The following is a 14,341-nucleotide window of genomic DNA, read 5'->3' on the forward strand; positions in this document are numbered from 1 at the left end:
GGCTGGGTATAATCATTGATGCCAAAGAAGTATGCCATCGGGAAAAAACAGAATTATTTTATATTTTTATCTTAAACACAAGTTATTTTTTATTAAACCAAAAGAAGAAAATAATAGCCTAGCCCAAGAGGAATTGTCGCGTTCGCGTTTTTCAGTGGTCCTTGAAAAAATCGGAATAGCGGCCCTTACTACGTTTTTCGTTTTCGAAACGGTAATTTATATGAATGTGGGGAAGGTGAAGATCTTTTTCTCGGTGTATGAGTTACAAGAGCTTTTCTTTGCATTTGTCTTTCTGCTCACATTGTTTGGGACCCACAGTTTGATTTCAGTATTGATGAAGCACAGGTTTTTCAAGGAAATCAACCGTTTTCCGAAGATTTTTATAGAAATGCTGATCGTGATTTCCTCTACCTTGGTCATTTATATGGTGACCAATTACCTTCCCTTGCTTCTTATCTTTGGTGAGGAAGCACTTTTACCGGTACGTGTGAGGACGGCATTTATTTCCGGCACCTTAATCTCATTGTTTTTCTATTATTTTGTGGAGCGCGAACGGCATAAAAACCAGTTGCAGGCAGAAATGTTACGTTCGGCAAGGCTACAAAAAGAAAACTATCAAGCGCAGTTGGAGGGACTCAAAAACCAAGTGCAGCCTCATTTTTTGTTTAACAGTTTAAACGTTCTAAGGTCTTTGATCAACAAAGACCCCGAGAAGGCGACCGAGTTCACCCAAAGGTTGTCCGATCTATACCGTTCTTTTCTGACCTATGGCACCGAGCCCCTTATTTCCCTGAAAAAAGAACTGGAAGTAACCAAAGCCTATATTTTTTTACTTGAAACGCGTTTTGGAAAGGCATTGCAAATAAGCTTGGGCATACCCGAGGATAGCTTATCCTACTTTTTGCCTCCCGGGGCTTTGCAAACGCTTATTGAAAATGCCATAAAACACAATGGATCCACGTCTAAAAATCCGTTACGGGTACGTATCTATACCGAGGAAGGAAAGTTGGTGGTTCAAAACAGGCTGAGTCCTAGGTTAGAAAAGACCAGTTCGACAAAAACAGGGTTGAAAAACCTAAAAACGCGTTACAGGTTTCTTTCACAGGAAGAAGTGGAATGGGTAAAAACCGAGGAAGAATTTATAGTGAGGCTTCCGTTGTTAAAAGTGGGGAAATATGAAAATAGTAATAGTTGAAGATGAACCCTTGGCCGGAGATGCGCTTGAAGAGCTCATTCTAAAGCTCAGGCCCGATTATGAGGTATTAACAAGAATTGAGTCGGTTGAGGAAGGTATAGAATGGTTTGATACCAATGGTGCGCCGAACTTGATTTTTTGTGACATCCATCTTTCCGATGGCAGGAGTTTTGAGATGTGGCGGGAGGTGAAAATCGACAGCCCTGTTATATTTACGACTGCCTATAACCAATATGCCATTGAGGCGTTTAAGGTGAACAGTGTGGATTATTTATTAAAGCCTATCAAGGAGGAGGAGCTTCAAAAAGCCATTGAAAAGTATGAAAGCCTTCATACGGAAGCCCTTTCCTCGGAATTGAAAAACTTGCGGAATTTGATTGAAAATTCCGTATTGGATCGTGGTTATCGAGAGGAAAAATCAAGGTTTATTGTAAAAACCGGGCAGGTCATAAAAAGTATTTCCACGAAAGAGGTAGCGTATTTTATTGCGGAAGAAGGGGTGGTCTTGTTGGTCAATTTTAAAGGGAATCGGTTTGTAATAAATTATACCCTTGACCAATTGGAAACGCAATTGGACCCGCAGGCATTTTTTAGGGCCAACCGGCAATTGGTGGTAAATATACAAGCCGTAAAAGAGGTAGTGCCTTATTTTAAAGGGCGACTGTATTTACTTCTGGAACCGGCCCCAGAAGGAGATCAGGTGATAAGTAGTGGAAAAGCGAACGCTTTTAAAGAATGGTTGGATCTGTAATTGCTTAAGGGACTTATGGACTTGTACCATGCTTCCCCCTGCTCGCTATAATTTTTTATTCAATTCCAGTTCCATTTCCAATTGTTCAAGATTATTTTCAAGTCCTATTTTATTAAAAAAATCATTTACGGCCCTAGCCCGTTTATCTACATTAATAACTGAAAGCTCATTGCCGTATTTTTCTTTTAGTTTTAAAATTAAAGTAGAAGCTATTCCCTTTTTTCTATAATCTTTATTAACGGCAATTTGTTGTACCCGTTTGCTGGCTGGGTTGAAAATAGTATATCCAACCAGCTGATTGTCTATAAAAGCACCCAACGAAATGTTGTTGTCCTTTAATGTCCTGAGAACGCACTTTGAATTTTGCCAAGTAGGGGGAACATCCCAAAAGGATTCCATCAGCGCCCAATTAAAATGCTGCAATGGTTTAATATCTACGTGCTCGGTTGTTTTTGAAATTTCAGCGTATCCCTTATAGCACAATAGTTCTCTCTTAACTTTAAATCCTGATTTTTTATAAGATGTGATGGCCGGAATATTCTTGGTAATTACTTCAAGTGTTATTGTGTATATTCCTTGTTTAACTAGAATAGGAAGAATGAAGTGGTACATCTGCTTTGTTAGTCCCAAACCTCTTTTTTCAGGAATAACCCCGGTTCCTCCGTTATACACTACTTTTTTATTTTCTATGATGTCGAATCCGTGTAAAATGAAGGCCATCAGTTTTTCCTTATCAAAAACCCCCACAGATAGGTTAAGGTCAATTTTGTCCGCAAGCATTTTTGCGCTTAGTTGTTCTTCGGTTAGTTTGAAAGAAACGAAATAGTCGGAAAAAGCATGGTTAAAAGCTTTTAAGATGCTTTTTTTATCGACTCCTACTAACGTTTTTATTTCCATTTCAGGTGTTCGTAATTAAAGGTAATGATGTTGTATAAGAATAGTTTCAAGGATGTTCTGAAGTAGGTGGGGACGGTCAAATAATTATAGTTGTTGTTGAACTTTGGTTTTTATTTTTTTATCAGTTTGTATTTCAAATGGGTAGTCAGTTCAGATGAGATTACTTCTAGGATCTTAAGATCATACTTGTCCTTGTCGATTCCGTCAAATAATCGGATTCCACTACCCAAGAAAACAGGTGCGATATGAATAAAAAATTCATCAACAAGTCCTGCGTTCAGAAATTGTTGAATGGTATTTGCTCCACCTTGTACTCTCACATCTTTTCCTTTTGCGGATTGTATAGCTTTCTCAATTGCACTTTCTATTCCGTCATTAATGAAGTGAAAAGTTGTTGAGCCTTCTTGAACCCAAGGTTCTCGTTTTTCGTGTGTCAAAACATAGACATCTGCTTTGTAGAGGTCATTTGGCCAACTTTCTTCGCCTTCCTCAAACATCCGTTTTCCCATTATAAATGCTCCGGTTCTGTCTATTGTCTCTCTAATAAAATTCCCGTCGATTCCATCTTCTTTACCTCCTTCAATTCCTAGGTATTCCCAAAAGGCTTTTTGATTAAACATCCACGAATGTATTTGTCCAGAAACACCGCCCATGGGATTTTTCGGGCTTCTATTGTCTCCAGCGAAAAATCCGTCAAGAGATATTCCGCTATCAAATATTATTTTACTCATTTATAATATAGTGTCTGTTGTTTTAAAGTACCTCCAACCGGTTTGTATGCGGGGATTTTCCGTAGAAAAACCAGCCGTAACAAAAGAGCAACTGCCTTTGTTTAAGCCTAAAATAGCAATTATTTTTATAAGGTGTTAGCTGTTAGCATTTCCGTCCACTTTTCAAATGATTCAACGAATTTTTTCAATTCAGCTTCTGTTTTCTTGTCCGATATTTTACCATTTTTTCCTACTTTTCCTTTTATTCCCTGAATCAGAAGGGTTGTCTCGTCCGTAAATTTGGTTTGGACAGTTTCCATAATCAATTTCAGTTCTTCGTGTGCTTTTTCGCCACTTGCCGAAGCGGTTATAAGTCCAATTGGTTTGTTAGATAAAACAGTTGTTGATACGCACCATTCAATCATATTTTTTAAACCGCTCGGAATACTGAAAACATATTCAGGTGTACAAATTATAATTCCGTCTGCATTTTCAATTTTATTTCGAAAGTCAATAATCTGTTCAGGTACATTTTTATCTGTCAATTCCGTTTTAAAATGTGGTAATTCGGTCAAATCATTTACAATCTCCAAATTGAAATTAACTTTATCCAATTCCGATATCCACTTGAGAATTGACAGATTTGCAGAATTCCGACTGGCACTACCACAAATTCCAATTATATTTTTAATTTTTATCATGCAATTCGAGTAGTTCTTTTAGCTGTTCGTTAAGGCACATAGTTTATACAAGTTAAAGATAAGCCTATACGCTAAATTAGCCTTTAACCTTGTTGTTTGCACTTTATTATTTCAACAACAAAATCGGAAAGATTTTGCGATCTCATAAATATAGTTAAAACTCGGAATCGAACACCTGGCCCTACATTACTTCACAGGTTTTGTTGGCAAAGGTTTTTACTTTATGGCTATTACGGCACTTGATGGCCCGGTCAAGGACATTACGGATGTTCGTGTAAAACCGCTTTCCTTTGCCCAAGCATTAAAATCTGCTGCGGAAAAGTCGAACCCTTCTGGGGTTTCTATATTCATATTTAGCGACATCATTAGACCAAAAGCATTTTCACTTCTATTATCATCAATAATATTTTCAATAACGACCAATGCTCCGCCCTGTGGTAACGCCTCATATGCTTTTTTGATAAGTGTTTTCTTTTCTTTTGTTCCCCAATCATGTAGCACATTTCCCATGGTAATGATATCAGCTTTGGGAAGGTCTTCGATTAAAAAATCACCTGATTGTACAGATACCCGATCACTTAATCCCATCATATTGATATTTTCTCTGGCCACAGGTTCCACCGGTGGCAAGTCAAATGTAACACACCGCATATGTTGATTGTTTATGGCCACTTGTGCGGCAAGATATCCGCCCGCACCTCCTGCATCACAAAGTGTATGGTAATTGGTAAAATCAAACATTTTGGAAAACATCATAAAATTGCCCATTTGAATACCGCCCATGGCACTTAAAAATTCTTTTAGCCTTAACTGATCCGCATATATTGCTTCAAAAACGGGAGCTTCACCTGTTTTGGTTTCATTTTGAGGTTTTCCAGTTTTTAGACCTTCTTCCAAATTATTCCAAAAAGGATATAAACGATTATTTGCCATTTCAAGCATTCCACCAATGTAGCTTGGTTTGTTTTTATCGAGAAATAGATCTGTATCCTCGGCATTACTGTAAATGGCAGTTTCCTTTATTCCTGTTCTTTTCAAAAAGCCTAAAGCCACTAACGAGTCTAAAAAATCATAAAGCCCGCGGTTGTGTAGTCCTAATTTTTCTTTGATGGATTGCCCTGTTAAATCTGCTTTTGCCAGATGTGTGAACAATCCCATGTTTACTGCTGTCAGCATTGTTTTAGATGCAAAAAACCCCATGCCAATTTGCATTATTTTGGAAGGGTCTACTTTTACGTTTTTGAATGTTTCCATGATCGTGTTGTTTTAAATGAATATCAAAGGACATTCATTTAGAACGTAAAATCGTTGACCTACATCAAGACTTTTAAGGAATTTCGGACTTTCTTAAACGGCAGAGTGCCTCGGGGGTGATTTGGAGAAATGATGCTATTTGCTTTTGCGAAACCCTCTGTTGAATTTTTGGATATTTTTCAAGCAATACTTTATAGCGGGTGCTGGCAGATTCGGATAATCCGGAAAGTTTTGACACCGAAGCCGCGGTTGCTGTGGAACGTAACTTATTAGTGTATTCCCTAAAGCACTGGGATTTTTCCAATAACTCTAAATGGTTCTTTGCCGTAATTGTTAGCAGCGTAGTGTCCTCTAGAAATTGTGTATTGATCAATGTAGGAGTTTGATTCACAAAACTACCCACATCACCAAGCCACCAATTTTCAAAACCAAACCCGGTATTCACTTCTTTCCCTTTAGTAGAAAGCATATAATTTCTATAACAACCTTCAATGACGAAACCGGCAAATTTGCAAATGTAGCCCTGCTTTAAGAAATGTTCCTTTTTCTCAAAAAGCGTTGGTGTAAAATATTCTTTTAAAATTTGTTTCTCAATGCCGGTACCTGGAACATTTTGCCTGATATGATCTAGTAGCTTATCGTACATTAGTTGTTACTCTATGGTGTTATATTTTTTTGCTAAGGTTTGGTGTATGAAATGCAGCGTGTAAAAAGGTATAACTTTTCGGTTAAACACCGAGCCGAATTTTTATATTTTGTTTTTAACTCTATTATTCTAAAAACTAAGTTTAAAAAATTTGGCTGTCTTTGCAAATACATACAAGTCTTTTTGAAAGCACGAAATAGCTATGTTCTATACATATCTTTGTTTTGCACAGGCATTTTTATTTACAACATTCTTTTATAGTTGATATTGGAAATAATAGTTGCTTAAAGTATTCTATATCTTTTGGATAATTTGTCTTATAGTTTTCAATAACCCCAACCTTATCAACTGTACCTTCCCGGTTATAATATGTACCAAATATCAGGTCCCAAAATGGGAAAATATTACTGAAATTTTTCGCTTCCTCCATTTTTTCATTATGATGAAAATGATGAATTTGTGGTGTAACCATTATGTAGTCCCAAAAGCTTTTTTGTATTTGAATGTTTGCGTGCGAGAGGTAGGCAATTATGACGTGTTAGTGTTAAACAATGGGATTAAATATAGTTGAATTTTAATAATTGAGCGACGTTGAATTATACGAGCCGTTGTTGTGGTGTTTTATCCTTATTTCGTATTAAATTCAAGTATGTCGATGAAAACAATAACATAATTATAGTTGAAATCGACAATTGCTCCGAGTAGTAGAATTATCGGTTTCCTTTGTTGGCAATGGTTTATTTCTTCTTTTTTAGTACTTCTCCATCACGGTAGACGTAAACAAAATTTTTATCTTCAGCACTCCCTTTATCATCCGTAATTCGAAATGTATCTACATCTATCGATGATCGAATACCGCCTGTTTTAAAATTAAAGACACTTTTTTTGTCTTTACCCCAAAATTTATTAAGCATTTTAAAATGTGCCCCATCAATATTCTTTACTATTCTTTTTCCATTACCATTGAACAAAAATTGATGGTCTTTTGCCCATTCATCGTGGCTATCTGAAAATAAAAATTCAAAACTTTTAGCATCTGCTTTTCGGTATGGTTCGTAATGGAAGTAGACCTGTTTATTATCTTTTGCCCATAGTTTAGAGAATATTTGAAACGAACTTGGGTCTGATTTACTTATGGGGCTTAATGTTCTGTCGTTTCCCGTTCTTAATCCATTGTTTCCAAATAAAGTAAGTTTATCTGTAAAAATGCTATTTTTATCTTTGGCGATTATCTTTGACAAGTTAGGCTCTTCCTGAATAACCTCAAAGCTGGCTTTATCACAATCTACCATATATCCGTTAAAGAAAATATAATGATCGTCCTTTGCCAGGTTTTCATTAATTACCTCAAAAGAAGCAATATTTACATGTTCAACAATACGATGTTGGCAATAAACATGGTTTTTATCCTTAGCATAATAGTGAGAAAGGATTTCAAAAGAAGAAAAATCAACTTTTTCAATTAGACATGGATTGGCCACTTCTCCGTAAGGATTTTTATGTAAGTAAAAAATTGCAGTTTTTGTCTTATAAAAACAATTCTGGTTCAATCGTGGAAATTCAAAATTATATTCATAGTCTGGATGCCACCAACCAACAATATGAGGGTATTTTTCCAGCAGATATTTTTTGTTCAGTTCAAAGTTGTTCAAGTCACTTTCACCAAGTATGTTTTGGTCAAATATTTCGACATGTTTTGAAGCATTGCTCAACTCTATTACATTAGAATAGTAATATACATTATGCTTGTCCGTTATAAATTGATTCCATCCCAAAGGCACTAGTGATTCGCAATCTGCATATTTGTAGATGAATAATCCAGAAATACTATCTAGGGCATATAAATTATTTTTGTCCTTTGAGAAATAAGGTGTATCCTCAAAAACCAAAAAAGTTTCGGCATCAGAATTTGGAATTACACAGCCATCTTTTGCCACTAAATAAACATACTTGCTGTCTTTAGCAAAGTTTTCATTGATAAAAGTGAAGTTGTCTATATCCGAGGTTAGGAATTTTACTTTTGGTTTATTATGTGGCCAAAACCACCAAACACCTTTGACATCTTTTAAACAGAAAATATTTTGCTCGCTTTTATTATTGGAGTATGATACTTTACCAAAACCTTCCGCCGAAATGCCTTTTAATAAGATTCCTGAATAGTAAACTTTATTGTTTTTAAAAGTAAAACTTTCGTTCATTGTTTTAATGTTGTTAACGATTTTATATAATATTCCGGGTTATTGTTCTGTTCGTTAAGACTGTGATTTCGGTCTGGGAAATCCGGTCTGCCACGCTTTTGGGCGTGGTGGGATTTTACAGGATCGGAATCGGGCCGGATTAAAAGTAAGAAATTTTCTCTTTGGAAGAAGGTAGGACTAAATTTTAGGCCGTGTTAGTGGTTGCTTGAAGCGACGACCACAATCTAACAGCAGGCTAAAGGAACGGTCCGCTCGATATTGGCCGCATTTTTATATTTTGTTGTGTCTTTTCTATCACAAAAGCCAAATTAAAAATTTGGTTGTACTTTGTAAACAAACAACGCACTTTCGGTTTGGCACTTACTTGCCATGTTTTATACATTTCTTAAGTTTGATTCTCTTTAAATTGACTGTCAAAGAACTGAATAATCATGTTGGCTATTTTATTGTGTTCATTTTTCCGGATTATTGTTTCATTATCTTTAAAAAACACAGGTGCACTTCTTTTTAATCCATTTTTAGCCTCATTCATAAATATATAGTGCCCAATCTCTCCTTTTAATTCAATATATTTCGATAATTTTATTAATGTATGATAGTGTTTTGCATTCGTTTCAACGGGTGCTATTTCATCTTTTTCAGCACCAATTATTAATATTGAATCCGTGATATTCCCAAATTGATTTTTTTGTTTAAACCCCTGACCTATTGCAGGAGCCATTGTTACAAATGAAGTAATCCTATCATCTTTTAGATTTTTAAAGGTATTTCCCTTTTTTATAACCTCAGGCTTTATGAGCTTTGATAAGTTTTTTAGTTCGGGGATATCAAACTCTTTTTTGCCTTCTTCCGTATCTGAGAATTCTTTTAAAAAATTATAATTTAATACTCCACCAGCTAAGGCAATGGTTGTATATCCACCTAATGAAAACCCTGCCATTCCTATTTTGGTAGAGTCAATTTTAGAATTGAATTTAGGGTTGTTCAAAATATGATCAAGTGAAAAACTAATGTCTAATGGTCTATCCCATACTTTGATGAAATTTTCTGGAATTTTATTGTCAAATGTATTTCCGTAATGGTCAACTGCTAAAACTATAAATCCGTTTGCGGCCAATTCGCAAGCAAGCCACATTTGACTTATTCTGTTTCCTCCTGTTCCATGGGAAAGTAAAATTAATGGAGATTTTTCTGATAAAAAATCAGCGTCTTTGGAAGTTGGAGGTACTATAAACGGAAATTCGGTTGTTATATTCACTTTTGTAGTATCATTGGTAGGATACCAAATTTCGGTTATTAAAGGTCTGTTTCTTAAAGAATCAATAATGGTAAAATTAGATTGACCAACCGCATATTTATGTGTTTTTAAATAGGTTTTAAAAGTTATTGCTTTATGATTACTGTCATTACAAGCTATAGTAGAGAGTAAAGCGAATAAAACGATTGAAAAAAGGAGGGCTTTAAAATGCATGGCCTGTTTATTTTGAATTAAAGCCAAAATTAGAGTGCTTAAGATTAAAAAGCATTGACAAAAATCAAAGGTTCTTATTTTTTGGTCTTTAACCTACTTAGTGTTTCCTGTGATATTCCTAAGTAACTTGCTGAAATTTTATTGGGTAACCTTTTCAATAATTCAGGATGGTTTATTTTAAAGTCTTCATATAGATGTTTCCCATCCATTGCAATTAGTTTTTCAATTCTTTTTATACTATTCACATAAGTTTGTTCAAGAATGCTCGTGTAGAATTCCCTCCAATTTGGCACTATATTGTTAAGTTTTTTGAAATTCGAATAGGAAATGTAGAATACGTCGCTTGCTTCCACTGTCTGTAGGTAAGAACGTGAAATTGTTTGCTCTAAAAAGCTAGGGAATATCGTAATAAAGTCATTTTCAATTGCAATTTGTCTTGTCCACTCTTGACCATCATCTCTAGTACAAACAACTCTTAAACACCCTTTTTGCACAAAAAACAGATGTTTACAAATTTTGTTCGGATGAATTAATATTTGATTTTTCTTGGATTGAAGTTTCTTGAAACAAACCAAAATATTTTCTAATTCTTCATTAGAAATAACCATTTTTTGTGTTAGGTATTTCTTAAGATAGCCGGGCATATATTTTATTAAGTAATGTCATTCCCATTTTGGTTGATGCCAACGTCTTTGTGTATGAGTAGTAGCGATTTTATAGACACTATTTTTCTGGAAGTAAAATACAAAATAAAAAGTAATAGCGATTTGAGTTATAAACCAAATCGCTATTAATTATACACGTCTTTGTTGTACAACGTTTTTATTCCTAAAACTGATAGCCAATACGTAAGTGTAGATTTATCGCGGTTTCTCCTTTATTTTTTGAAAACCCGGCATTTTTAGAAAAATATTGAATATAACCAACTCCAATACCCGTTTCATAATTAAAGTGTTTTCCTAAGTTTCTTTTAATTCCCCAAGTTGGAATTATTGATAAGTTATCTACGATTTGTGCGTTTTTTTCATCTCCAAAGTCGAGAAGTAAATCGTCTGAACGAAAACTTGTTTTAAGAGAAAAGAAATTTCCACTATTATTGTCTATTCGTTTTGATTTACTTGCGCGTTTATCCAGATTATAATACCAACGTGGTTCTAAAGTAATAACGGTAGTCAGCAGAAAACCAGCATCAGGATAGAAGTCATCATTGTCATAAGCATCAAAACCTAATTCAGTTCGTAGAGCAATTTGATTTGATAGTTTTGTAGCCTTACCCTTTTTGACCTTCGACGGGCGCGGCCCTCCCCAATGCTGGAAGGAATTACTGACGTTTACGGATCAACCATAGGAACTACTTGCAAACCGCGGGGCAGAAGTGCTGTGCCTTAAGGTAAATGCTAAACCAAAAAGAGACAGGACGGTTCGCCAAACTGGCGCAAAAGTTGGATTTGGGTCACTAGAAAAATGCTGAAGTTCAAAGCCCAATACAAAACTGCGGCAAGTCTGCCGAAATACGACTCCATAAAAAACGCTAAAAAGAAAGCTTTCCCCATAGAAGGAGATCGGATCCGTCAACAATATATTCAGCCCTGGCCTATCGGCGGGCCGAATACTTAGTTATTGTGCCCAGTTTTTTTATTCTATATTTTAAATAGTTTACTTTCTTGTGATAATTTCAACACTTCATAAATACTAGTATCTATGTCAGTTGGAAGTTTGTCACGAAGAACAGGTGCTATATATTGACAATTTATTTCATTAATGATAGTAGTCATTAAATTCAAAATTTGGTTGCCATGTACTGTCTCAATTTGGTCATGAATGATGAAATGTAGCGATTCAATGTCTAAAGAATCGGCAAATTGAATATATGCTAAATCAAACGCTGCAATCTGCCCTTTCTTTTTACCAGTTCCTAAATTCCCACTAATACTAGTTATATTTAGTTCATAACCCTTTTCGGTTTTTTCTGAACTCATAACAAATTGTTCCCCATATAACTTATTTGAAATTGAAGAAAAATACTTATTGAATTCAGAAATTCGTTCTTGAATTAGACCATCTTTATCAGTAATAGATTTATCTATCTCACTTAATTGAGTAGAAATGTCGTCTAATTTATCCATTGAGTTTTTCCATAATCTTTTTAGCTCTTCAAGATTACCTTTTTTCTCATATGCTACATTTAGATTTGTAATTATTGTTTGAAGTTCTGAAACAGCGCCAGATTTTTTCAGTTTAGTTGTAAATTTTTCCTCGTTTATTAATAATTCTTGTAGTTCTCTCCTTTTTGATATAATTGACTCATTTAAAACTGGAAGTTCTTCAGTTATGAAATTAATTTTTTCTGAAAGCATTGAATTATGGAAATTCAATGTTTCTTCAAAAGATTTTTGAATAGAAGGATTTAGAATTTTTGCTTCTTTATACAGAAATTGAATTTGAGATACATTAATATTTGAGTATTCTTTTTCAAGTTCAGCTTTACTTTCTTCAATAAGTTCCTTGCGTATTTCGATTTGGCTTATTTCAGTAGAAATTTTATTGATTCGAGATTTAATTAAATTTAAAGAAGATAAGTCATCATCATAATTTTCGTTAATGTTGAAATTTTCTTTTGTAATTTCTAAATCGGAAATAGTACGATTAATTACAGTTAGCGACTGTTCAATTTGAGAAAGATTGCTTTCTTTTCTTAATCTTTTTTGTAAATTTTCTTCAATCTTTTTTTGAGATAGCAATCGCTGTTTTTTGTCAGCATCATCTAAGTCTATACCTAACCAAAAAAGATAAAGAGGTTCATACTCATCTGCGGTTGTATTAAAATGTAGAACTTTTACAGCGTTAACTAATCTGTTTTTCTCATCTCTAATATTCTTTGCAATAAGTTGTCTAAAAGTCGGTTTTAGTTTGTCAGAGTCAAAAATTAACTCCTTTAATTTTATTTTAAAATTATCATCATTAAACTGTTCTCCATTAATTTCTTGAATTTTATCTTTTCTAGTTAAAAAATTTCTACGAATAGTTATTTCCCTTGAATTCTCGACATCTAAATCTTCTTTTAGAATTAAGGTGATAATTATATTATTGTTTTTAAGAAAGTTTTCAATAACATTATTTCCTTTATTTTTAAATTCTTGGTCTTGGTATATATTTTTCCCTTTACCGCCTAGACAAAAATCTATTAGACGTATTGCAGTTGTTTTTCCAACATTGTTGCCAGACTCTTGCTCATTATCCGTATTAGTTTCATCAACTATTAAATTAATTCCTTTATGAAAAAAAACTTCTCTTATGACGTTTTTGTCATTTTCTATTTTTAAAAGTTTTAGAAACATTTTTTAATTTTTCCTTTGTCGATGTCAACTACACAATTTAAATATAACCAATCTAAACTAAGAATGAATATGTTCATTGAAACCGTTTGACTATTTTGAATACCACTATATAATTCTAGAAAATCAAATTTTTCATTCTTAGATTTTGTTAGTTCATTAAGTATTAATGAACCGATAAAGTATAAAGAATGTTCTGGATTTATGTCTTTATTTAAAATCATATAGGCTCTTCTAAAATTTTACAACGTACAAATGCATCAACGATTATAATCTTCATGCCAATATTAACAGCTTCAAAAGGAATGTCTTCCTTTGCATTTGGACTTTTTTCGAATAACTCCCATAAATAGTTTTCAACAAGTTCAATTAATTTATCGGCATTTTCTCGAATCTTTTCAATAGTCGAATCTTCTCCAAGAATTTCACCTTTAGCTTTTAAATAAAGTTTATTGATGTTTTGCAAAAGCAATTCTTTTTTAAACGAACCTTGTTTTTCAATTTCTGAATATATTTTATTCAACTTTCCATGATAAACTTTATACTGTTCAAGAATTGGTTTGTAAACTATAACTTTATTGTAATCGATTTTTTTGTCAGGGCTGTAAATGTTTGTTGAAGTTAATATGTCAACATTATCTAAGCTTATAGAACTGATATGATTAATCACAGTTGCTAATGAGGATGGATATTTGTTTAAAATATCAGTTGTTCCAATTTTTTTTAAAATATCTTTTTCGTGATTTTGTTTCATTAGTTTCAAAGATGAAACTGTGTGTTTTGAAACATCATTAGTTGCGATATGATGATTTGCACATAACAAAATTAAATTGTCGTAGCTAGCCCTTTCCTTATCTGTCATGTTAGGGTCATATCGTTCGCCTCCTTTTTCTGCTCCAGCGATATGACATATATTAGATAAATTTGTATCGTTTTTAGGACTTGTAAAAGTAGTGGTGCACCCTGGAAATGCGCATTGATTTCCAGATAAACTATACAGTCTTTTAATTGTCAGTTGGCTATAATTTCTTGGTCCTTTTCCCACTAAGCAAATATAGGATTTTAAATGTTTTAATTATGGTTTTTTAAATTCTGACTAACGTCAAATTAAGTTGCTGATATCTAGGGCAATTGTAAATCCTAGATCTTCAGGTTTTAATTCAAATTTATCTATTTGTTTTTT

The 14,341-nt window shown here is 33.9% G+C and carries 14 protein-coding genes; 2 read left to right on the forward strand and 12 right to left on the reverse strand.

Going from position 1 to position 14,341, the window contains the following annotated elements; translation table 11 throughout:
• Positions 1–31 precede the first annotated feature (31 nt).
• Together C7972_RS22515 and C7972_RS22520 are read left to right on the forward strand one after the other, a co-directional pair.
• Complete coding sequence (locus tag C7972_RS22515; RefSeq protein WP_110358425.1) at positions 32–1,195, forward strand: sensor histidine kinase; 1,164 nt, start codon at positions 32–34, stop codon at positions 1,193–1,195.
• The gene (locus C7972_RS22520; protein ID WP_110358426.1) at positions 1,176–1,946 is read left to right on the forward strand and encodes a LytTR family DNA-binding domain-containing protein; all 771 of its coding nucleotides are present in this window, start codon (positions 1,176–1,178) and stop codon (positions 1,944–1,946) included. The genes C7972_RS22515 and C7972_RS22520 overlap by 20 nt, the downstream gene beginning before the upstream one ends.
• Before the next feature lie 45 nt (positions 1,947–1,991).
• Here the strand turns inward: C7972_RS22520 and C7972_RS22525 are convergent, their stop codons facing one another.
• The 12 genes from C7972_RS22525 to C7972_RS22580 all read right to left on the reverse strand — a co-directional run bounded on the left by C7972_RS22525 (position 1,992) and on the right by C7972_RS22580 (position 14,203).
• Entirely contained in the window at positions 1,992–2,843 is an 852-nt protein-coding gene (locus C7972_RS22525; RefSeq protein ID WP_110358427.1) for a GNAT family N-acetyltransferase, read from the reverse strand.
• Positions 2,844–2,953: 110 nt separating this feature from the next.
• Positions 2,954–3,574: a dihydrofolate reductase family protein gene (locus C7972_RS22530; protein WP_110358428.1), complete on the reverse strand. Its 621-nt coding sequence runs from the start codon at positions 3,572–3,574 to the stop codon at positions 2,954–2,956.
• 125 nt (positions 3,575–3,699) lie between these two features.
• A complete protein-coding gene (locus tag C7972_RS22535) occupies positions 3,700–4,254 on the reverse strand; it encodes an NADPH-dependent FMN reductase (RefSeq protein WP_181422976.1) in 555 nt (184 codons plus the stop codon).
• 216 nt (positions 4,255–4,470) lie between these two features.
• Entirely contained in the window at positions 4,471–5,508 is a 1,038-nt protein-coding gene (locus tag C7972_RS22540) for a methyltransferase (protein ID WP_110358429.1), read from the reverse strand.
• Between the two features lie 73 nt (positions 5,509–5,581).
• The gene (locus C7972_RS22545) at positions 5,582–6,154 is read right to left on the reverse strand and encodes a Crp/Fnr family transcriptional regulator (protein ID WP_110358430.1); all 573 of its coding nucleotides are present in this window, start codon (positions 6,152–6,154) and stop codon (positions 5,582–5,584) included.
• A 238-nt stretch (positions 6,155–6,392) separates the two neighbouring features.
• A complete protein-coding gene (locus C7972_RS24475) occupies positions 6,393–6,686 on the reverse strand; it encodes a sterol desaturase family protein (protein WP_110358431.1) in 294 nt (97 codons plus the stop codon).
• Between the two features lie 205 nt (positions 6,687–6,891).
• Entirely contained in the window at positions 6,892–8,352 is a 1,461-nt protein-coding gene (locus C7972_RS22555) for a DKNYY domain-containing protein (protein WP_110358432.1), read from the reverse strand.
• Between the two features lie 385 nt (positions 8,353–8,737).
• Positions 8,738–9,850 carry a dienelactone hydrolase family protein gene (locus C7972_RS22560; protein ID WP_220020945.1) on the reverse strand — a complete coding sequence of 371 codons (1,113 nt, stop codon included), beginning with the start codon at positions 9,848–9,850 and terminating at the stop codon, positions 8,738–8,740.
• Between the two features lie 47 nt (positions 9,851–9,897).
• Positions 9,898–10,467 (reverse strand): Crp/Fnr family transcriptional regulator, encoded by a 570-nt coding sequence (locus C7972_RS22565; RefSeq protein WP_110358434.1) that lies wholly within the window; start codon positions 10,465–10,467, stop codon positions 9,898–9,900.
• 996 nt (positions 10,468–11,463) lie between these two features.
• Positions 11,464–13,161, reverse strand: coding sequence for a DUF2326 domain-containing protein (locus C7972_RS22570; protein ID WP_110358435.1), 1,698 nt, complete (start codon positions 13,159–13,161; stop codon positions 11,464–11,466).
• Positions 13,152–13,382, reverse strand: a complete 231-nt coding sequence (locus C7972_RS24480; RefSeq protein ID WP_110358436.1) for an ABC-three component system middle component 6 — start codon at positions 13,380–13,382, stop codon at positions 13,152–13,154. Before C7972_RS24480 ends, C7972_RS22570 begins: the two co-directional genes overlap by 10 nt.
• Positions 13,379–14,203 carry an ABC-three component system protein gene (locus C7972_RS22580; protein WP_110358437.1) on the reverse strand — a complete coding sequence of 275 codons (825 nt, stop codon included), beginning with the start codon at positions 14,201–14,203 and terminating at the stop codon, positions 13,379–13,381. Before C7972_RS22580 ends, C7972_RS24480 begins: the two co-directional genes overlap by 4 nt.
• Between the last annotated feature and the right edge of the window lie 138 nt (positions 14,204–14,341).

Origin of the sequence: Arenibacter sp. ARW7G5Y1 (assembly GCF_003201775.1) — a bacterium.
In the GTDB taxonomy this organism is placed as follows: domain Bacteria; phylum Bacteroidota; class Bacteroidia; order Flavobacteriales; family Flavobacteriaceae; genus Arenibacter.